Origin of the sequence: Streptomyces sp. NPDC097107 (assembly GCF_044762405.1) — a bacterium.
Taxonomy (GTDB): domain Bacteria; phylum Actinomycetota; class Actinomycetes; order Streptomycetales; family Streptomycetaceae; genus Streptomyces; species Streptomyces thinghirensis.
The window spans coordinates 390,939-411,250 of record NZ_JBIWEF010000005.1; the positions used below are offsets into that span (position 1 = coordinate 390,939).

At 73.7% G+C, this 20,312-nt stretch carries 16 protein-coding genes and 1 pseudogene; 13 read left to right on the forward strand and 4 right to left on the reverse strand.

Annotation, left to right across the window (positions count from 1 at the left end; translation table 11 throughout):
- Nucleotides 1–478: 478 nt before the first annotated feature.
- The 3 genes and pseudogenes from ACIQ1J_RS14520 to ACIQ1J_RS14530 form a co-directional block, all read left to right on the forward strand.
- Nucleotides 479–1,594, forward strand: a complete 1,116-nt coding sequence (locus ACIQ1J_RS14520) for a family 43 glycosylhydrolase (protein ID WP_403557033.1) — start codon at nt 479–481, stop codon at nt 1,592–1,594.
- Nucleotides 1,591–2,703, forward strand: coding sequence for a rhamnogalacturonan acetylesterase (locus ACIQ1J_RS14525; RefSeq protein WP_403557034.1), 1,113 nt, complete (start codon nt 1,591–1,593; stop codon nt 2,701–2,703). The genes ACIQ1J_RS14520 and ACIQ1J_RS14525 overlap by 4 nt, the downstream gene beginning before the upstream one ends.
- A gap of 74 nt (nt 2,704–2,777) precedes the next feature.
- A pseudogene (locus tag ACIQ1J_RS14530) lies at nt 2,778–2,858 on the forward strand (isocitrate lyase/phosphoenolpyruvate mutase family protein); the annotation flags it as partial.
- Nucleotides 2,859–2,990: 132 nt separating this feature from the next.
- Here the strand turns inward: ACIQ1J_RS14530 and ACIQ1J_RS14535 are convergent.
- Nucleotides 2,991–3,581 (reverse strand): TetR/AcrR family transcriptional regulator, encoded by a 591-nt coding sequence (locus ACIQ1J_RS14535; RefSeq protein WP_403557035.1) that lies wholly within the window; start codon nt 3,579–3,581, stop codon nt 2,991–2,993.
- A 151-nt stretch (nt 3,582–3,732) separates the two neighbouring features.
- Between ACIQ1J_RS14535 and ACIQ1J_RS14540 the strand changes: the two genes are divergently transcribed.
- Nucleotides 3,733–5,457 (forward strand): PHP domain-containing protein, encoded by a 1,725-nt coding sequence (locus ACIQ1J_RS14540; RefSeq protein WP_403557036.1) that lies wholly within the window; start codon nt 3,733–3,735, stop codon nt 5,455–5,457.
- Complete coding sequence (locus tag ACIQ1J_RS14545; RefSeq protein ID WP_403557037.1) at nt 5,454–5,987, forward strand: hypothetical protein; 534 nt, start codon at nt 5,454–5,456, stop codon at nt 5,985–5,987. The genes ACIQ1J_RS14540 and ACIQ1J_RS14545 overlap by 4 nt, the downstream gene beginning before the upstream one ends.
- Nucleotides 5,988–6,120: 133 nt before the next feature.
- Here the strand turns inward: ACIQ1J_RS14545 and ACIQ1J_RS14550 are convergent, their stop codons facing one another.
- Nucleotides 6,121–7,377 (reverse strand): FAD-binding protein, encoded by a 1,257-nt coding sequence (locus tag ACIQ1J_RS14550; protein WP_403557038.1) that lies wholly within the window; start codon nt 7,375–7,377, stop codon nt 6,121–6,123.
- Between the two features lie 105 nt (nt 7,378–7,482).
- On the opposite strand from ACIQ1J_RS14550, the gene ACIQ1J_RS14555 reads away from it, so the two are divergent.
- The 5 genes from ACIQ1J_RS14555 to ACIQ1J_RS14575 all read left to right on the forward strand — a co-directional run bounded on the left by ACIQ1J_RS14555 (nt 7,483) and on the right by ACIQ1J_RS14575 (nt 13,968).
- The gene (locus ACIQ1J_RS14555) at nt 7,483–8,802 is read left to right on the forward strand and encodes a radical SAM protein (protein ID WP_345626627.1); all 1,320 of its coding nucleotides are present in this window, start codon (nt 7,483–7,485) and stop codon (nt 8,800–8,802) included.
- Between the two features lie 225 nt (nt 8,803–9,027).
- Nucleotides 9,028–10,575: a cellulose binding domain-containing protein gene (locus tag ACIQ1J_RS14560; protein ID WP_403557039.1), complete on the forward strand. Its 1,548-nt coding sequence runs from the start codon at nt 9,028–9,030 to the stop codon at nt 10,573–10,575.
- 240 nt (nt 10,576–10,815) lie between these two features.
- Nucleotides 10,816–11,925 carry a ribosome small subunit-dependent GTPase A gene (rsgA, locus tag ACIQ1J_RS14565; RefSeq protein ID WP_403557040.1) on the forward strand — a complete coding sequence of 370 codons (1,110 nt, stop codon included), beginning with the start codon at nt 10,816–10,818 and terminating at the stop codon, nt 11,923–11,925.
- 34 nt (nt 11,926–11,959) lie between these two features.
- Nucleotides 11,960–13,438, forward strand: coding sequence for a bifunctional transcriptional activator/DNA repair enzyme AdaA (locus ACIQ1J_RS14570; RefSeq protein WP_403557041.1), 1,479 nt, complete (start codon nt 11,960–11,962; stop codon nt 13,436–13,438).
- On the forward strand, nt 13,435–13,968 hold the full coding sequence (locus ACIQ1J_RS14575; protein ID WP_403557042.1) for a methylated-DNA--[protein]-cysteine S-methyltransferase: 534 nt from the start codon (nt 13,435–13,437) through the stop codon (nt 13,966–13,968). The genes ACIQ1J_RS14570 and ACIQ1J_RS14575 overlap by 4 nt, the downstream gene beginning before the upstream one ends.
- Nucleotides 13,969–14,126: 158 nt before the next feature.
- On the opposite strand, the gene ACIQ1J_RS14580 is transcribed toward ACIQ1J_RS14575, so the two are convergent.
- Together ACIQ1J_RS14580 and ACIQ1J_RS14585 are read right to left on the reverse strand one after the other, a co-directional pair.
- A complete protein-coding gene (locus tag ACIQ1J_RS14580) occupies nt 14,127–14,609 on the reverse strand; it encodes a DUF456 domain-containing protein (protein WP_403557043.1) in 483 nt (160 codons plus the stop codon).
- A gap of 101 nt (nt 14,610–14,710) precedes the next feature.
- Entirely contained in the window at nt 14,711–15,694 is a 984-nt protein-coding gene (locus ACIQ1J_RS14585; protein WP_403557044.1) for a helix-turn-helix domain-containing protein, read from the reverse strand.
- A gap of 971 nt (nt 15,695–16,665) precedes the next feature.
- Between ACIQ1J_RS14585 and ACIQ1J_RS14590 the strand changes: the two genes are divergently transcribed.
- The 3 genes from ACIQ1J_RS14590 (at nt 16,666) to ACIQ1J_RS14600 (ending at nt 20,310) form a co-directional block, all read left to right on the forward strand.
- A complete protein-coding gene (locus ACIQ1J_RS14590) occupies nt 16,666–18,027 on the forward strand; it encodes a protein phosphatase 2C domain-containing protein (protein WP_403557045.1) in 1,362 nt (453 codons plus the stop codon).
- A gap of 28 nt (nt 18,028–18,055) precedes the next feature.
- Nucleotides 18,056–19,798, forward strand: coding sequence for a pyruvate dehydrogenase (locus ACIQ1J_RS14595; RefSeq protein WP_403557046.1), 1,743 nt, complete (start codon nt 18,056–18,058; stop codon nt 19,796–19,798).
- A 113-nt stretch (nt 19,799–19,911) separates the two neighbouring features.
- Nucleotides 19,912–20,310 carry an ATP-binding protein gene (locus tag ACIQ1J_RS14600; protein WP_403557047.1) on the forward strand — a complete coding sequence of 133 codons (399 nt, stop codon included), beginning with the start codon at nt 19,912–19,914 and terminating at the stop codon, nt 20,308–20,310.
- Nucleotides 20,311–20,312: the final 2 nt, after the last annotated feature.

Below are 20,312 nucleotides of genomic sequence, written 5' to 3' on the forward strand. Positions count from 1 at the left end.
CTAGCCAGTACGCGCGAGAACGCGGGAGGCTCGCCCCCGTGCGAGCTACAGCCGGGTGTCCACCGTGAGCTGACGATCCTCGGTCGCCGGATCCGTAGCGTCCAGTGCAGTCCGCGGCACTCCGGCCGCGGTCCTGATCACGGTGTTTCCCCGGGCCGGAGCCGCGGCACCGGCTCGACGTCGCGGTCCGGGACCTCCCGTCCGGGGTGCTGCTCCTCCTCGTGTAGTTCCTGCCGGGGCTGCGCGGCAACGGGACGGAGGTCGGCGGTCCGGCGAGCTCGACCTGCGGGACCGCGTCCAGGCCGTCGTCCACGCCTACCGGCACGGGCCGGTGGCCCGACGCGCGCGCCGCGCAAGCGGCGGTGTCGAACCCGTTGACCTCTCCACGTCACACCCTTACCTTTTCGACGTTCGTAATCACAGATGGTGTTCGACATCACGAACGAGATGTGTCGCGCACCCCGTCGAGAGGCCCCGCATGAGCCGCGCCGACGATCAGCCCGCCCAGCCCGCCCAGCCCGCCCAGCCCGCGGCACCCGGCCGACGCCTGCTGTTGAAGGGTGCCGCGGTCGCGGGAGCCCTGGCTGCCGTCCCCGCCGTCCCCGCCCTCGCCCCCGCCGCGTCCGCCGCCCCCGGCAAGCCGGCCCCGTACGTGAACCCGCTCGTCCGCAACCGTGCCGACCCGCACATCCGCCGGCACACCGACGGCTTCTACTACTTCACGGCGACCGCCCCCGAGTACGACCGCATCATCCTGCGCCGTTCCCGCACCCTGAACGGCCTCGCGACCGCCCACGAGTCCGTGATCTGGCGCAAGCACGCCACCGGCGACATGGGCGCGCACATCTGGGCGCCGGAGATGCACCGCGTCGGCGGCAAGTGGTACGTCTACTTCGCCGCCGCGCCCGCCGAGCGCGTCTGGGACATCCGGATCTGGGTCCTGGAGAACTCCCACCCCAACCCCTTCCGGGGCACCTGGGTGGAGCGGGGCCAGGTGAGGACGGCATGGGAGACCTTCTCCCTCGACGCCACCACCTTCACCCATCGCGGCACCCGCTACCTCGCCTGGGCCCAGTACGAGCCCGGCATGGACAACAACACCGCCCTGTGGCTGTCGGAGATGGCGAACCCCTGGACGCTGAAGGGCCGGCAGATACGGCTCTCCACGCCCGAGTACGACTGGGAGTGCGTCGGCTTCAAGGTCAACGAGGGCGCGTCGGTCATCGCCCGCAACGGCCGCCTGTTCATGACGTACTCGGCCAGCGCCACCGACGCCAACTACTGCATGGGCCTGCTGACCGTCGACGCGGACGCCGACCTGATGGACCCCGCGAACTGGTCGAAGTCGCCGACCCCCGTCTTCACGAGCAACGACACCACCGGTCAGTACGGTCCCGGCCACAACTGCTTCACCGTCGACCGGGACGGCCGCACCGATGTCCTCGTCTACCACGCCCGCCAGTACAAGGAGATCGACGGCGACCCGCTGAACGACCCCAACCGGCACACCCGCGTCCAGAAGCTCGGCTGGAAGGCGGACGGCACCCCGGACTTCGGCGTCCCGGTCGCCGACACGGCGAGGGGACGGGCGTGAGACGCTTCGCCGCCACATCGGCGGTGGCCGTCACGCTGGCCGCCGGTGCCCTGACGGTCGTACCCGCTCAGGCCCGGGCCCAGGACCAGGCGCCGGACCGGCCGTCCGGGATGGCCAACTGCACGGCTACGGCCTGCCACTTCGATATCCCGCCGGGTACGTACGACGTGAAGGTGCTGCTCGGCGGCGAGGACGCCGCCCGTACCGCCATCGGCGGCGAGAGCAGGCGGGCCCTGCTTCCCGAGACCGCCACGGCGGCCGGCGAGCGGGTCGCCCGCAGCTTCACCGTGGACGTCCGCACACCCGAGGGCGAGCCCACCGGGCCCGACGGCAGCCCGGGCCTGGACCTGACGATCGGCGGTCCGGCGCCCGCCCTGGCCGGTATCAGGGTGACCCCGGCCCGGCACGCGCGGCAGATCATCCTCGTCGGGGACTCCACGGTCTGCGACCAGCCGGGGGAGCCGTATTCCGGCTGGGGCCAGCAACTGCCGCGGTACCTCCGCAAGGGCCTGTCCGTCGCCAACCACGCCGACTCCGGGGACAGCACGGTCAGTTACCTGGCCGACCAGCGGCTCTGGGGTACCGTCCGGTCGCGGATTCACCCGGGTGACCTGGTGCTCGTCCAACTCGCCCACAACGACAAGACGACGGACGAGGCCACCTACCGGGCCAACCTTCAGACGCTGGTGGCGGGTGTACGGGAGCGGGGCGGCCGGCCCGTCCTGGTGACACCGGTCGTGCGCCGCTGGTTCAACGCCGACGGCACCCTCAACAACGGCACCGCGCTGCTCGTCAACGGTCTCGGCGTCGACCACCCGGCCGTCGTCCGCTCGGTCGCCGCCGCCGAGGACGTGCCGCTGATCGACCTGACCGCGAAGACGAAGGCGCTCGTGGAGTCCCTGGGCGTGGAGGGGTCCAAGGCCCTCTACCTCTACGACGAGAAGCGGGACAACACCCACACCTCCGCGCACGGCGCCACCGTCTACGCGGGCCTGGTCCGGGACGGGCTCGTCGACCAGCACCTGGTGCCGGGCGGCGCCGTACGGGCGGGACTCAGCCCCGCAGCCGGCTCCGCATCTGCGACAGACGGCGGTCGAAACGGAGGTTGAACCAGGTGAGCCAGCCCTTGGTGGCCACCGCGAGGGCGAGGGCCCTACTACGCCGACGCGGTGGGTGACCTGTCGTGACCGCCTTCGCCGACCTCCACCGTGCCGGTGAGCCCCTGCTGCTGCCCTGCGCCTGGGACCACGCCTCCGCTGTCGCTCGGCGGGATCGCCCAGGGGAACGGGGGCGGAGGCCTCCCGCGGTTCGGCGCGATCGCCGTCGTGGTCCTGTTCGACCGCAGTGGCGCGGCGCAGTGGTTCGAGCGCCCGCGCGCCGGCGGGCTGCCGTACGGTCAGTGGCCGCGGGAGCCGTCCGTCTCCCGGGGCCAGTTCGCCAGCGCCACGTGCAGCGCGTCGACCGCCTTGTCCCAGGACGCCTGTACGTCGCGCGGGGCGCCGAAGCCGCCGGTGGTCTCCAGGGCGCAGTAGCCGTGGAAGGTGCTGCGCAGCAGGCGTACCGCGTCGGTGAGGTCGGGTTCGGCCAGGCCGTAGGCGCGGAGCATGCCGTAGGTGATCTCGGCGGTGCGGCGCAGGGCGGGGGAGTCGGCGACGAGGGCCTGGTCGACGCGGATCCGGGTCGCGGCGTAGCGGCCGGGGTGGCGCAGGGCGTACGCCCGGTAGGCGCCCGCGTAGGCGGCCAGTGCCTCCTTCCCGGCCCGGCCGGCCACCGCCGTCGCGATCTCGTCGATCAGCTCGCCGCCGGCCAGCAGCGCGACCCGGACGCGCAGGTCCTGGAGGTTCCTGACGTGCGTGTAGAGGCTGGCGTCCTTCACCCCGAAGTGCCGGGCGAGCGCCGAGACGGTGACGCTCTCGAACCCGGCCGCGTCGGCGAGGTCGGCGGCGGCCGCGACGACGCGGCCGGTTGTGAGACCCGCTCGGGGCATGGGCCACCTTCCCGGCTTCCTAAGGCTCCTAGGTTTCATGCTAGGGCAGGCCGGGCGGCAGTCGGGGCTCACCTCTGAGTCGTTAAACGTTCATCTTCTGCCTCGATTCTCCTCACAGCCGCGCACGGCGGCGGTATCCAGGAGGAACTTCATGGGGCACGGACACGGGCACGCGCACGGCCATCACCACCACGGACACGCACACACCCACGACCACGACCACGACCGCGAGGCCGCGCAGCTCCTGCCCTCCGCCTTCGACACCAGCGTCCCCGACGAGGCCCTGAGCCCCGAACAGCAGTCGCGCCGTGGCCTGCTGCGCCGCGCGGGCCTGCTCGGCGCCGGACTCGCCGCCGGCACCGTCCTCGCCCAGACCGCGACCGCCGCCCCCGCGCAGGCCGCGGGCAACGGCAGCCGCAGGAAGGGCTTCCTCTGGCTGGCCGGCGACCACCACATCCACACCCAGTACAGCAGCGACGGCAAGTACCGCGTCGTCGACCAGGTCCGCCAGGGCGCCCGGCACGGCATGGACTGGCTGGTCATCACCGACCACGGCAACGTCACCCACGCCAAGATCGGTGTCGAGAAGGTCAACCCGGACATCCGCGAGGCCCGCGACGCCCACGAGGACACCCTCGTCTTCCAGGGCCTGGAGTGGAACATCCCGGCCGCCGAGCACGGCACCGTCTTCGTCCACCCCGGCCGCCACGAGGTCTCCGTCCTCAAGCAGTTCGAGACCGACTACGACGGCAGCGTCAAGGGCGCCGGCGACTCCACGCCCGCCAACGAGGCCCTCGCCGTCGCCGGACTCTCCTTCCTCGCCGACCAGGTCAAGCGGCGCAAGGTCAAGGACGCCCTGATGCTCGCCAACCACCCGGCGCGCAAGGGCATCGACTCCCCGCACGAGATCCGCGCCTGGCGCGACGCCACCCCCGAGCGCCGCCAGATCGCCGTCGGCTTCGAGGGCGCCCCCGGCCACCAGGCGGCCGGCCTCCCGGAGCCGCTCGGCATGGGCCGCGCCCGCGGCATCTACGACGGCAGCCCCGGCGCCAACTCCTTCCCCGGCTACCCGCTGGAGAGCTACCGCACCTGGGGCGGCTTCGACTGGATGACCGCCACCGTCGGCGGCCTCTGGGACAGCCTCATCGCCGAGGGCCGCCCCTGGTGGATCACCGCCAACTCCGACTCACACCAGGTGTACGCCGACACCGCCGCCCGCGGCGGCGGCGACTTCAACGCCAACGGCCGCTACGACGACCCCGTCTACGCCGGACGGATCGACGTCACCCAGGGCGACTTCTGGCCCGGCCAGTACAGCCGCACCCACGTCGGCTCCGACGGCTTCTCCTACGGCGCCGTCATGGACGGCATCCGCGCCGGACGCATCTGGGTCGACCACGGCCGGCTCATCAGCGGCCTCGACGTCCGCGTCTCCGGCGGCGGCCGCTGGGCCACCCTCGGCGGCGCCCTGCACGTCCGCAAGGGCACGCGGGTCACCCTGTCGATGGACGTGGCCCTGGCTGGCGGCCCCAACTGGGCAGGGTTCACCCCGAAGCTGGCCCGGGTCGACGTCATCCAGGGCGACGTGACCGGCACGGTCGCCGACAAGGACACCTTCACCGCGCCGACGGCCCGGGTGGTCAAGTCGTACGAGGTGAACAAGGACACCGGCACCGTCCGCCTCACCTACGACCTCGGCCGCGTCGACCACCCCGTCTACCTCCGCACCCGCGGCACCGACGGCAACCGGTCCGCCGTCGGCGCCCTGGGCGCGAAGGTCGACCCGGCGGGCCCCGCCATCGACGTCGTCGGCGACGCCGACCCGTGGCGCGACCTGTGGTTCTACTCCAACCCGGTGTGGATCCTGCCGTCGTGACGCCGCCCTCCGTGCCGTACGCCATCGGCATCGACACCGACGCCACGACGCTGCGCGAGGCCGATCACCTGCTCCAGGCGCTCGCCGCCGAACTCGGCCTCCCCGAGGGCGTCTTCGGCTGCACACACCTGGTGCGGGACGGCCGTCCGCGCGTCGCCCTGTCGCTCGCGGCGGAGACCGTGGCGGCGGAGCCGGTCCTGCGCACCGCCCGGGACCGGCTCACCGCCCAGGGGTACGAGGTCCGCGACGGCGCCCCGGACGAGGTCGGCCGCGCCGTCCTCTACCCGGGCGCGGACGCCCTCACCGGCACGCTGACACTCGCGGAACTGCTCACGCGCTCCGCGATCGACCGGGTGACGGTGCTGGGCACCGCGGACGAACCGGCCCCGGACGCCCGGCTGGTCACCCGGGAACACGTCCGCCCCCAATGGCAGAACGGCCGCCTCGTCCTGGCCGCCATGCCCGCCGCGGGCGGCACCCTGGTGCCGTTCGAGGACCCCGACCCGACGCCGTGCTGCGCGGACCACTGACCCGTCCGCAAGGTGGTCGCCGACCCGGCAGGAGGGGGAGGCGACCGGCATGCGAGGGCCGCGAGGACGGTGCGAGCTGCGAGGACGGCGCGAGGGCGCACGCGCCGTCGCCGCCAAAGGAGGGCGGCCGGGTTCAGCCCGCCAGCACCCCGCGCACGAACGCGTTGGTGAACTTCCCCGCCGGGTCCAGCGCCTCGGTCAGCGCCCGGAAGTCGGCCAGCCGCGGGTAGAGCGCGCGCAGTTCGCCCGTCGGCGTCGCGAACACCTTCCCCCAGTGCGGCCGGGCCGCGAACGGGGCCAGCGCCTCCTCCAGCCGCCGCACCACCGGCAGCACCGCCGCCGTGTCCGCGACCCAGGTGAAGTGCGCGGCCACGGTGTCCCGCCCGTACGCCGGGCTCAGCCACTGCCCGTCGGCGGCCACCGTGCGCACCTCGCAGGTCTGCAGCACCGGCGCGACGGTCTCCCGTATCGCGTCCATCGCGCGCAGGGCGTCCAGCGCGTGCTCGCGCGGCATCAGATACTCCGACTGGAGCTCGGCGCCGCTGCTGGGCGTGAACTCGGCGCGGAAGTGCGGCAGCCGCTCGTGCCAGGGCCCCGGCACCCCGAACTGCTCGGTGCAGTTCACGGCGGGCATGCCGGGCACCGGATGCATCTTCTCGGCGGCCGGAACGGCGTACGGGAAGCCGGGCAGCGGCTGGTCGGTGCGCCGCTTCAGCCACACCTGCCGGAATCCCGGGGCCCGCCAGTCCGTGAAGAGGCTCACGCTGTACGCCGCCGCCATCACCGTGTCGAAGGTCACCGTGTCCAGTCCGGCGAGCGGCAGCTCGGTGAAGACGTGCTGCTCCACCTCGTAGGCCGGTTCCAGGTCGAGGGTGAGCGCGGTCACGACGCCCAGCGCGCCGAGCGAGGTCACCACACCGCCGAACCGCTCGTCGCCGCGCTCGACGGTCACCGTCGAGCCGTCCGCCGTGACCAGCTCCACCTCGCGCACCGCCGACGCCAGCGAGCCGTTGCCGACCCCGGAACCGTGCGTGCCGGTCGCCACCGACCCGGCGACCGAGATGTGCGGCAGCGACGCCATGTTCGGCAGCGCCAGCCCTCGCCCGTGCACCAGCCGGGCCAGCTCCGCGTACCGGACGCCGCCGCCCACCCGCACCGTACGGCCCGCCGTGTCGACGTCCACCTCGGCCGGGAGCGCGGCCAGCGACAGCAGTACGCCCTCGGGGCCCGGCTCGGCGATCTCGTTGAAGGAGTGCCCGCTGCCCAGCACCCGCACCCGCGCGCTGTCCGCCACCAGGGCCCGCAGCGCGTCCAGTGAGTGCGGCCGCAGCAGCTCCTTGGCCGTGTAGGTGATGTTGCCGGCCCAATTGGTCACGGTGATGTCGGTCATACCGCGGAAACCTACCCGGCGCGCCTGAGGGGCCCCCGGGCGGGAAGCCGCACGGGCGGGGGCATACCGTGAGAAGTCGAACGCCTGAGCCGGGAGGAGACACGGATGGGCAGCCGCACCGCGCTGGTCGAGGATCTTATGGAGCGCTTTCCGCATGTGCCGCGGGAAGCCGTCTTCAAGGAGGACCTGCTCCGCGGCGGGGTGGCCTTCGACCCCTCCGCACTCAGTGACAATGAGGACGGCGAGGTCAAGCCGAAGTCGTACTTCATCTTCTCCTTCGACCACGGCACCCTGCCGGAGCTGGGCGAGGCCGCGCTGCGCCGCCCGCCCGAGGAGATCATCCTCACCGGCGGCCCCTACGACCTGCGCCGCACCGTCGTCTCGGTCCGCGTGAACCCGGCCTCCCCCTACCGGGTCGCCGCCGACGAGCACGGACAGCTCGGTCTCTACCTCGACGGCAAGCGGATCTCCGACGTCGGCGTGCCGCCCATGCCGGAGTACTACCGCCACAAGCTCGCCAACGGGAAGTCGGTCATGGAGGTGGCCCCGACCATCCAGTGGGGCTACCTGATCTACCTGACCGCCTTCCGGGTCTGCCAGTACTTCGGCGCCAAGGAGGAGTGCCAGTACTGCGACATCAACCACAACTGGCGCCAGCACAAGGCGGCGGGCCGCCCGTACACGGGCGTGAAGGACGTCGACGAGGTCCTCGAGGCACTGGACATCATCAACACCTACGACACGGCCAGGACGTCCACCGCCTACACCCTCACCGGCGGCGCCATCACGTCGAAGGTCCAGGGCCTGGACGAGGCGGACTTCTACGGGCGCTACGCCAAGGCCATCGAGGAGCACTTCCCCGGCCGATGGATCGGCAAGGTCGTCGCCCAGGCCCTGCCCAAGGACGACGTCCAGCGCTTCAAGGACTACGGCGTCCAGATCTACCACCCCAACTACGAGGTGTGGGACGAGTACCTGTTCAAGATGTACTGCCCCGGCAAGGAGCGGTACGTCGGCCGCGACGAGTGGCACAAGCGCATCCTGGACTCCACCGACGTCTTCGGCGCGCGCAACGTCATCCCGAACTTCGTCGCGGGCGTCGAGATGGCCGAGCCCTTCGGCTTCAAGACGGTCGACGAGGCCATCGCCTCCACCACCGAGGGCCTGCGCTTCTTCATGTCGCACGGCATCACGCCCCGCTTCACCACCTGGTGCCCCGAGCCCACCACCCCGCTCGGCAAGGCCAACCCGCAGGGCGCGCCGCTGGAGTACCACATCCGGCTGCTGGAGGCCTACCGCGCCACGATGGACGAGTTCGGCCTGTCCTCGCCCCCCGGCTACGGCCTGCCCGGCGCCGGCCGTGCGGTCTTCTCGGTGAGCTCCTTCATGGACAGCCTGCCGGAGGACGAACCCGTCGAGGTGTGAGCCGCGAGTCGAGACGTCCGGGCCCGGCTTCCGTATGACTCCCCAGGGGGCCGGGCGGGCTCCCGGCCGGCGGCCCCGCGCCTCGGGCGCCGCTTGTGAACACGGCGCTTGTCAGTTGCGCCGGAGACGTGCGAAGCTCTGCGCCTGCCGTGCGGCCCCGCCCCAACTCCCTCGCCGGTGCGGTGAGTCGGCCCCGCCCGTGGCCGCAGTGGATGCAGGAGTCCGATGCCCGACCTGCCGAGCTCCCGGGACGCCGCCGAGGCCGCGCTGCTCGACGAGTGCTGGGACACGGTGCTCTCCTACGCCGACCTGTGCACCGCCGGCTCGGAGGCCGCCGTCCGGCTCGCCACCGAGGCGTTCGCCCACGGCATGCGCGAGGTCCGCGCCGCCGACGCGGCCGAGGCGCGCAGCACCGCCCGCCGCCCGTCCCGGCTGCCCCGCATCCCGCTGCTCCTGACCGCCGTACGCACCACCGCGACGGCCTGGGAGGACGACGGACGGGGCCACGAACTCGACTCCGAGCTGCGGCTGTGGCTGGGCTCCGACCGGGCCGCCCGCTACGCCGGACCGCCGCCGCGCCGGCCGCTCGCACTGCGCGGCCTCAAGGACATGCAGGCACCGGACGCGGAACTGCTGTGGCTGGCCGACGTGGAGGCCCTGCCGCTGCCCGTGGTGGCCCGCCGGCTCGGCCTCGACCCGGCCACCGCGTCCGACGAACTCGCCCAGGTGCGTGAACTGTTCCGGGACCGCTGCCGCCGGGGCCACCTCGACGCGCCGCCGGAGGCGCGGTGCCGGGGCTACGCCCGGCTGCTGGACGCGGTGACCAGGTCGCCGGCCGCCGACACCCCCGAAGACCTCTCCCGCCACCTCGCCACCTGCCCCGACTGCGCCGAGGCCGCCGCCTGTCTGCGCCCGCACGGCGGCGGCCTGCCCGCGGCCCTCGCCGCCGGCGTCATCGGCTGGGGCGGCCTCGCCTACCTGGAACGCCGCCGCCGCGCCGCCGAAGTACGCCTCGGCGCCGGGCGCCCCGCACCGGCCGAAGACGACCGCGCCGACGAGCCGCCGGACGGCGGCCACAAGGCCCGCGTCGTCAGCGGCGGCCTCCTCGCCACCGCCGTCCTGGTCTCCCTGCTGGCGCTCACCGCCTCCCTGATGCCCTTCGGCGACACCACCGAGGACACCGCGGCACCCACCGACACCGTGGACCGCCGCCCGCCCGCCGCCCCGGACCGCGCACCGACGGCGGACCCGCAGTCGACGACGGACGCACAGCCGCCGCCGGACGCGTCACGACCGCCTGCCGACAGCACCACCCCCGCGGCCGGCAGGACCCGGGGGCGGGAGGACCCCGGCCCACCCGACCCGGAACCCCAGGGCACCGCCACGCCCACCGCGAGCACCGAGGACCCGCCGGGCCACGACCGGTACCCCGCCCCGGACCCCGGCACGGCCGCCCCCGCCACCTGCCGCGTCCGCTACGACCTCGTCAACCAGTGGCCCGACGGCTTCCAGGCCACCGTCACCGTCACCACCCGCAGCGCCCTCGACTCCTGGCACGTCGCCTGGACCTTCCCCGACGGCCAGCGAATCAGCCAGATGTGGGACGCGGACCACTCCCAGAGCGGCCCCCGGGCCACCGCCACGGCCACCGCCTACAACACCTCGGTCCCCGCGGGCGGCCGCCTCGCCTTCGGCTTCCTCGCCTCCTGGCGCGGCAAGAACTCCCCGCCGGACGACTTCACACTGAACGGCGGGGCGTGCGAACGGGCCTGACGCCCCGGGCCCGGAAAAGGCGTTGACGCACCGCGGTACCGACGGGCTACCGTGGCGGCACGTCACGCGGTGATCGCCGCGGGGTGAAGAACGCAGGAGTGAGGAGGTGTCGACCGATGGCTGTCGTTGCGAAGGGCGCTGCCCGCATCCAGGAATCCATCAAGTCCACCTCCGTGGCCACCGGCTGACCTCAGCCCTCCTGAGTCCTTCCGCCGGGGCCGCCCCCCGAAGGGTCACCCCTTGTCTTCCACGTCTTCCACCTCCCTCTTCACCGCTCACTCCGCGCTGACACCCCACGGCTGGGACGAGGACTGGGCCGACGCGTTCGCCCCGTACGCCGCGGAAGGGCTGCTGCCCGGCCGCGTGATCCGGGTCGACCGCGGACAGTGCGACGTCGTCACCGCCGACGGAGTCCTGCGGGCCGACACCGCCTTCGTCACCCCGCACGACCCCCTGCGAGTCGTCTGCACCGGCGACTGGGTCGCCGTCGAACCGGACGGCAACCCGCGCTACGTACGGACGTGTCTGCCGCGCCGTACGGCCTTCGTGCGCTCCACCTCCTCCAAGCGGTCCGAGGGGCAGATCCTCGCGGCCAACGTCGACCACGCGATCGTCGCCGTGTCCCTCGCGGCCGAGCTCGACCTCGCCCGGATCGAGCGGTTCCTCGCCCTCGCCTGGGAGTCCGGGGCGCAGCCGCTGGTGGTGCTCACCAAGGCCGATCTCGTTCCCGACCCGGTGACCCTGGGGCACCTCGTCCAGGACGTGGAGGCCACCGCCCCCGGCGTGCCGGTGCTGTCCGTCAGCGCCGAGCAGGGGGAAGGGCTCGACGTCCTCGCCGCCGTCGTCGCCGGCGGTACGGCGGTGCTGCTCGGGCAGTCCGGCGCGGGCAAGTCCACCCTCGCCAACGCGCTGCTCGGCGAGGACGTGATGGACGTCCGGGCCATCCGGGACGTCGACGGCAAGGGACGGCACACCACCACCACCCGCAACCTCCTCGTCATGCCCGGCGGGGGAGTGCTGATCGACACCCCCGGGCTGCGGGGCGTCGGGCTGTGGGACGCGAGCAGCGGGGTCGGCCAGGTGTTCGCCGAGATCGAGGAACTGGGCCGTGACTGCCGGTTCCACGACTGCGCCCACGAGAGCGAGCCGGGCTGCGCCGTCCTCGCCGCCATCGACACCGGCGAGCTGCCCGAGCGGCGGCTGGAGAGCTACCGCAAGCTCCTGCGGGAGAACCAGCGCATCGTCGCCAAGACCGACGCCCGGGCGCGCGCCGAGATCCGCAAGGAGTGGAAGCGCCGGGGCGCCATCGGCAAGGCGGCGATGGAGGCCAAGCGGGGCCGAGTGCGGTAGCCGCCACGGCTCCTGCCGACGCCCCGCCGACGCCATGTCCGATTTCCGCCAGCCCGGCCCTCCGGTCCGGCGGAGACTGGAGGGCGTGACGGGTAACGGGACGAAGAGCGCAGAGCACCTGACGCACGAGGACAGCAGGTACGAGGCCGTGCGCAGCCGGGACGCCCGGTTCGACGGCGCGTTCTTCTTCGCCGTCGAGACGACCGGCATCTACTGCCGGCCCAGCTGCCCGGCGGTCACGCCGAAGCGGCGCAACGTGCGGTTCTTCGCGACGGCCGCCGCCGCGCAGGGCTCGGGATTCCGGGCCTGCCGGCGGTGCCGTCCCGACGCCGTGCCGGGCTCGGCGGACTGGAACGTCCGCGCCGACGTCGTCGGCCGGGCCATGCGGCTCATCGGCGACGGCGTCGTCGACCGCGAGGGCGTCGCCGGACTCGCCGGCCGGCTCGGCTACAGCGCCCGCCAGGTGCAGCGGCAGCTCACCGCCGAGCTGGGCGCCGGGCCGGTGGCCCTGGCCCGCGCCCAGCGGGCCCACACCGCGCGCGTCCTGCTGCAGACCACCGGCCTGCCGGTCACGGAGATCGCCTTCGCGTCGGGGTTCGCCAGCGTGCGCCAGTTCAATGACACGATCCGGGCCGTGTACGCGGCCACCCCGAGCGGGCTGCGCGCCGCCGCCCCGGCACGCGACCGGGCCTCCCGGCGCGCCGCCACCCCCTCCGCCGGCATCCCCCTGCGGCTCGCCCACCGGGGCCCCTACCAGGCGGGCCCCATCTTCGACCTGCTCCAGCGGGAGGCCGTCGCGGGAGTCGAGGAGGTGAGCGCCGTGCCGGGCCGCCGCGTCTACCGGCGCACCCTGCGCCTGCCGTACGGCACCGGGATCGTCGCCGTCGACGAACGGCCGGGTCTGCCCGCGGCGGGCAGTGGCGGCTGGCTCGACGCCCGCCTCCACCTGACCGACCTGCGTGACCTGACCACGTCCGTACAGCGGCTGCGGCGGCTGTTCGACCTCGACGCCGACCCGTACGCCGTGGACGAACGGCTCGGCGCCGACCCCCGCCTCGCCCCGCTGGTCGACGCCCGCCCGGGGCTCCGCTCACCTGGCGCCGCCGACCCCGACGAACTCGCCGTACGGGCCCTGGTGGGGCGGGAGGAGGCCGAGCGGCTGGTCCAGCGGTACGGCAAGACGCTGGACGCGCCTTGCGGCACCCTCACCCACCTCTTCCCCGAACCGGCCGTCCTCGCCGGGGCCGAACCGGACGGCACCCCGGGCGTGCTCGCCGCCGCGCTCGCCGACGGCGCCGTACGCCTGGACCCGGGCACCGACCGGGACGACGCCGAGCACGCGCTGCTCGCCGTGCCCGGCGTGGACGCCCGTACCGTCGCCGTGGTCCGCACCCGCGCCCTCGGCGACCCGGACGTCGCACCGCCGGACCACGCAGTCCCCGACGCCTGGCGCCCCTGGCGCTCGTACGCCCTGAACCACCTGCGCGCAGCGGGAGAATGGGAACACCGATGACGACCACCAGCATGACCACCACCATGACCACCACCATGACCACGACGTACTGGACCGAGACCGACAGCCCCGTCGGCACACTGCTCCTCACCGCCGGCCCGGGCGGGACGCTCACCTCCCTGTCCGTGCCCGGGCAGAAGGGCGGCCGGAGCGTCCAGGAGGGCTGGCGGCACGACGCCGGGCCGTTCCGCGCGGCCGAGGAGCAGCTCGCCGCCTACTTCGCCGGGGAGCTGAAGGAGTTCCGGCTGCCGCTGCGCGCCGAGGGCACCGCCTTCCGGGAGCGCGTGTGGGCCGCCCTGGACGACGTGCCCTACGGGGCGACCACCACATACGGCGAGATCGCCGCGCGCATCGGGGCCTCCCGGCCCGCGGTACGCGCCGTCGGCGGCGCGATCGGCGCCAACCCGCTGCTGATCCTGCGCCCCTGCCACCGGGTGATCGGCTCCGACGGCTCCCTGACGGGCTACGCGGGCGGCCTGGAACGCAAGACGGCGCTGCTCACCCTGGAGGGCACTGCGGCGGCCCGCTAGGCCCTGCCCGACACATCCCGCCTGCCGTGAACGGTCAGCCGGGCATTACGGTGGGACACGAAGACCTCCGTGCGGTGCAGTCCTAAACAGCTCCACCACCGGAGGTCTTCGCCATGATCAAGCCCGCTCGGCGTCAACAACGCTCGTGACCAATACACCTAGCCCGCCAGTACCGCGCCCAGCCACGCCCCGGTGATCAGCAGGCAGGCGAACAGTTCCGTCAGCATGCTGGAACCGCCCGAGCGCATCGCCGTGCGCAGCGCGGCCATCGCCTCGCCGTGCCGGCCGAGCCGCAGCCGTTCGGCGAGGTAGATGCCGCCCATGAAGCCGGGTATCGCGCCGAGCACCGGGACCAGGACGAAGCCGAGGAACGCGCCCGCGCCCGCGTACGCGGTGACGCGGCGGGTGGCGTCGTCCGCGCGCAGCCGCCGGGGCGGCAGTGCCCAGCGCACCGCCTGGGACAGGAGAAGAACGACCGTGGCGCCGACGAGCACGGCCCACGAGAGGGGCTGCGGATCCTTCAGCGCCCACCACAGCACCCCGGCCCACACCAGCCAAGACCCGGGCATGCCGGGGAGCAGTACTCCGCACAGCCCGAGCAGGATGACCAGGCCGGACAGCAGGAGGTTCCACGCTCCCATCTGTCCAGGGTGCAGGAGTCGGGCGCGGTCCGCAGATGTCCGGCCGAGCGGGTGGGGGCGGCCGGGGGCCGGGAGCCGAATGCCGGTTGCCGGTTGCCGGTTCAGCGTTTCCGGGCCACCCAGTCCCGCTCGTACGCGTGCCAGCCCAGCTGGAGCCGGGTCGTGACCCCCGTCAGCTCCATCAGGCGCTTCACCCGCCGCTGCACGGTCCGCAGACCCAGGTCGAGCTGTTTGGCGACGCTCGCGTCGGTCAGGCCGGCCAGCAGCAGGGAGAGGATCTCCAGGTCGGTGGCGTCGGGCCCGTCCGGGCCGTGCTCGCTCACGCCGGCGGCGCCGAGCCGCAGCGGCAGCGCGTCCCGCCAGACCGACTCGAACAGGCCCGACAGCAGTTCCAGCAGGCCGCTGGCGTGCACGACCAGCGCGGCCGGCTCCGAGGAACGCGCCGTGAGCGGCACCAGGGCCAGGGCCCGGTCGGCGATCACCAGCTTGGTCGGCACCCGGTCCACCACCCTCACCTGCTCGTCGCGGCCCAGCGCGGCGGTCAGTTCGGTGATGCCGGTGGGCAGGTCAAGTACCGACCGCTCGACCACCACCCGGTATCCGACCCCGCGTCCGGCTGCCTGCTCCTCCGCGTCGTTCTCCATGCCGGTGACGGCGACGGGGCTGCCGGTGACCAGCGCGCACACCTCGTCGCTCGCCCCCAGCTGGAGCTGGAGGAAGCGCTGGGCGACCGCCGAGGCGCCGGTCACCACCTCCACCAGGTCGTGCACCGCGGGCTCGGCCGCCGCCGCCCGGTACTCCTCGGCCAGCAGCGCCGCCGCCAGCTCCGCCTTCTCCAGCTCGTGCCGCTGCTGGGTGAGCAGCGCGCCCAGCGCCACCCCCGGCGGCGCGGCGACCCAGCGGCCGGGACGGGCCGACGACTGGGCCGCGAGCCCGTTCTGTTCCAGCCGGCGCAGCGCGTGCTCGGTGTCCCGCTCGCCGAGCGCCAGCCGCCGGGCCAGGTCGGGCACTTCTGCCGCGCCCAAGGACACCAGTGCCCGGTACGCCGACTCGTGCGTGTGCTCCAGCCCCAGCACTCCCAGCATCAGGCGTTGCCCCTCCCCGAGAACAAACCTCACCACCACAACGTGCGGAGCGTCCGTGGCGGAAAACGGCCACGGCGCAAACCCGCCTCCGGACATCATCGCCGTACCGCCGGTCACTCTGCCAAGGTGGCGTCGCCGAGCGGTTCTCCCGTGGGGGGTGGGACCGCTCGGCCACCCCACCTCGCTACATGTGTTCGACACGTCCCCCGACACGCCGTCCGGCGCGGTGCCGGTCCGCCGGTTTTTCCGGATGCCCCGTTTTCATACGGCTCCGTCGGTGGACAATCAGGAGCATGAGTCAGCAGGGGGGAACACCCACCGGTCGTGACGACGACTGGTGGGGGCAGCTGTACGACGACTCCACCGGCGACACCGGCCCCACGGCCGCGCCCGATTCCCTGGACGACCGGTTCGCCTCCGCAGCGGGGACGGTGGGCCGCCGCCCGGACCACGGCACCACGAGAGGCACGACATCGCCCGCGAACGCGGTAGACCCCGCCCAGGCGGCGAAAGCCCCGCCCCCGCCCGCGGCAGGCCCCGCCCAGGCGGGGGATGACCCCCACCCGCCCCCGGCAGGCCGCCCCTGGTCCGGGGGAGACCGGACCCCGCCCGCGGCACCGGACCATTCCGCCGAGCGGAGTCCCTCTCCCGCCGCGGACCGGCCCCCCTGGTGGGCAGCCGCCGAGCCACCGGACATCCCCGTTCCCCGCACCGCGCCGTCCGCCTCGCCGCAGCCCGGAGTCTCTCCGCCCGTCCCGCCGGTGACCGGCCCCGTGGCGTCCGTCGCGCGGGAGCCTGGCCTTCCGCCGTCCGTCCCGCCGGTGCCGGGCCCGCCGGAGTCCGGCCCTGTGCCGCCCGTCCCGCCGGTGACCGGTCCCGTGGCGTCTGTCGCGCGGGAGCCTGGCTTTCCGCCGTCTGTCCCGCCGGTGCCGGGCCTGCCGGAGTCCGGCCCTGTGCCGCCCGTCCCGCCGGTGACCGGTGCCGTGGCGTCCGTCCCGCAGGGGACCGACCCGCCGCCGTCGGCACCGCTGCAGCCCGGCCCCGCGCCATCCGCCTCGCCGCGGCCCGACCCCCAGCAGCCCGACCCCCCGCAGCCCGCCCAGCCCCAGCCCGCCCGCCGACCAGGACCGCACGGGCTCACCACCTCGGGGACCGGCCCCGCCGACCTCACGGAACCTCCCGACCCGACCCTCCCGGCCGGCCGGTCGGCCCCCGGTACACCCCCGCCCCCGCCTCGGACCGCCCCGGGCCTGCCCCCGCTCCCGCCCCCGTTCCTCGCCTCGCAACCCCCGGAGTCCCTGCCCGCGCCGTCCCGGGACGGCGCGGGCGAGGTCCCGTCGGTTGCACGTGACTTCGTCGGCTCCGGGCCGCCCACCTACGACGCCGAGCCCACCGCGCTGCCGTCGGCTGACCCCGACGGGCTCGACGGGCTGGTGGCGGACACGGTGCTGGACGGTGCCCGCTACGGGACCTGCACGCTGCGGGCCGTATCCGTGCGGGGGGACTCCGCGCGGTACCGGGGCGACCCGCGTCGCGACGCGCTGCTCGTGGCGCGCTTCGGCGCGGGGGAGCAGGCACTCGTCCTGGTGGCGATGGCGACCGGCGCCCGCGCGACCGCCGGGGCGCACCGTGCCGCCGCCGAGGTGTGCCGGTGGATCGGCCGGGCCGTGGGCCGCAGCCACGCCCGGCTCGCCGAGGACCTGCGGGCCGCCCGGTGCGGCGAGCTGAAGTCCGGCTTGCACCGCCTCACCGACCGCAGCCTCGGCAGGCTCCGGGCCGGCGCCGCCGAGCAGGGTCTGGCCCCGGACGAGTACGCGGCCACCCTGCGCTGTCTGCTGCTGCCCGCCGACCCCGAGTGCCGTACGCGGGTCTTCTTCGGCGCCGGCGCGGGCGGACTGCTCCGGCTGCGGGACGGCGCCTGGCAGGACATGGAGCCGGGCGTCGGCGAAGTGGCCGGCGAGCCCGTCGTCGGGTTCGGGTCGGCCCGCCGGGCGGGGCCGGGCGGGACGCCGGACCAGGCCCCCGAGGGCGACCGGCTCACCATGGACCTGGGCATCACCGCACCGCCCGGACCGTACGACGGGCCGCCCGCCGAGCCGTCCCGCGAGCCCTTCCGCTTCCGGACCTCCATAGCCCGCCCGGGTGATGTGCTGCTGATGTGCACCGCGGGCCTCGCCGAACCCCTGCTGAACGAGCCCGAGCTGGGTGGCCTGCTCGCGCGGCGGTGGGCCGGCCGCACCCCACCCGGCCTCGCCGAGTTCCTCACCGACAGCCGGGTCCGGGTCAAGGGTTACGCCGATGACCGTACGGCCGCCGCCGTTTGGGAGGCGTGACGCCGCTCGCTGTGCCATAGCTGGAGCCATGGCCAAACAGAACGTCGCGGAACAATTCGTCGACATCCTCACCCGCGCCGGAGTCGAACGCCTCTACGGCGTCGTCGGCGACAGCCTCAACCCGGTCGTGGACGCCGTGCGCCGCCACACCGGCATCGAGTGGGTGCACGTCCGGCACGAGGAGACCGCCGCCTTCGCCGCCGGGGCGGAGGCCCAGATCACCGGGAAGCTGACCGCGTGCGCCGGCTCCTGCGGCCCCGGAAACCTCCACCTCATCAACGGCCTCTACGACGCCCACCGCTCGATGGCGCCCGTCCTCGCCCTCGCCTCGCAGATCCCGTCCAGCGAGATCGGCCTCGGCTTCTTCCAGGAGACCCACCCCGACCAGCTCTTCCGCGAGTGCAGCCACTACAGCGAGCTGATCTCCAGCCCGAAACAGATGCCCCGGCTGCTCCAGACCGCCATCCAGCACGCCGTCGGCCAGGGCGGCGTCAGCGTCGTCTCCCTGCCCGGCGACATCGCGGACGAGCCCGCGCCGGAGAAGGCCGCCGAGACGGCACTCGTCACCTCCCGGCCGACCGTCCGCCCCGGCGACGAGGAGATCGACCGGCTGGTGCGGATGATCGACGACGCCGACAAGGTCACCCTGTTCTGCGGCGCCGGCACGGCGGGCGCGCACGCCGAGGTGATGGAGTTCGCCGGGAAGATCAAATCCCCGGTGGGGCACGCCCTGCGCGGCAAGGAGTGGATCCAGTACGACAATCCGTACGACGTGGGGATGAGCGGCCTGCTCGGGTACGGCGCCGCCTACGAGGCCACCCACGAGTGCGACCTGCTGATTCTGCTCGGCACGGACTTCCCGTACAACGCCTTCCTGCCCGACGACGTGAAGATCGCCCAGATCGACGTCCGGCCCGAGCATCTGGGCCGCCGCTCCAAGCTCGACCTCGCGGTGTGGGGCGACGCGAAGGAGACCCTGCGCTGCCTGATCCCGCGGGTGAGGGAGAAGAAGAGCCGCCGCTTCCTCGACCGGATGCTGAGGAAACACGCGGACGCGCTGGAGGGCGTCGTCAAGGCGTACACCCGCAAGGTCGACAAGCACGTCCCGATCCATCCCGAGTACGTCGCCGCCGTGCTCGACGAAATGGCCGATGACGACGCGGTGTTCACCGTCGACACCGGCATGTGCAACGTCTGGGCCGCCCGCTACGTCTCACCCAACGGCCGCCGGCGCATCATCGGTTCCTTCTCGCACGGCTCGATGGCGAACGCGCTGCCGATGGCGATCGGTGCCCAGTTCACCGACCGGCGCCGGCAGGTCGTCTCCATGTCCGGTGACGGCGGGTTCACCATGCTGATGGGCGACTTCCTCACCCTCGTCCAGCACGACCTGCCGGTGAAGGTCGTCCTCTTCAACAACTCCTCGCTCGGCATGGTCGAGTTGGAGATGCTGGTCGCGGGCCTGCCCTCGCACGGCGTGGCCAACGTCAACCCCGACTTCGCCGCCGTCGCCGAAGCCTGCGGTGCCTTCGGGGTGCGGGTGGAGAAGCCCAAGGAGCTGGCCGGGGCGCTGAAGGCCGCGTTCAAGCACAAGGGCCCTGCCCTCGTCGACATCGTCACCGACCCCAACGCCCTGTCCATCCCGCCGAAGATCAGCGCCGACATGGTCACCGGCTTCGCCCTGTCCGCCTCGAAGATCGTGCTGGACGGCGGTGTCGGACGCATGCTCCAGATGGCCCGCTCGAACCTGCGCAACGTGCCGCGACCGTGACGGTGTCATGGCCGTCGTGAATCGACATGACTGCCGGGGGTCCGAACGGGCAAGGCTTCCCCGTGAACACGTTCGAACGAGAGGGGAGCGACATCAGCACGCGGACGGGGGACATGAAGGGACACACGGCACCACAGCTCAGGCGACGGCTGGGGCGGGCGGACCTGCGGGCGGTGCCCGAGGCCCGGCGCGCCCTGCGTGAGCTGCTGCGGCACTGGGGCGGGCCCGGAAGATCGGACGTCGCGGAGCTGCTGACCAGCGAGCTCGTCACCAACGCGCTCGTCCACACCGGCGAAGGCGCCGTCCTGACCGCGACGGTCGGACCGCGCGCGCTGCGGGTCGAGGTACGGGACTTCGTCGGCCGGATGCCCCGGCCGCGCGCCCCGGAAGCGGAGGAGTGCACCAACGGCAGAGGCCTGGTCCTGGTGCAGTCCCTCGCCGACGGCTGGGGCGTGCACCCCTGCGAGGTGGGAAAGTCGGTCTGGTTCGAACTGGACGCCGAGGCCGCGTGAGG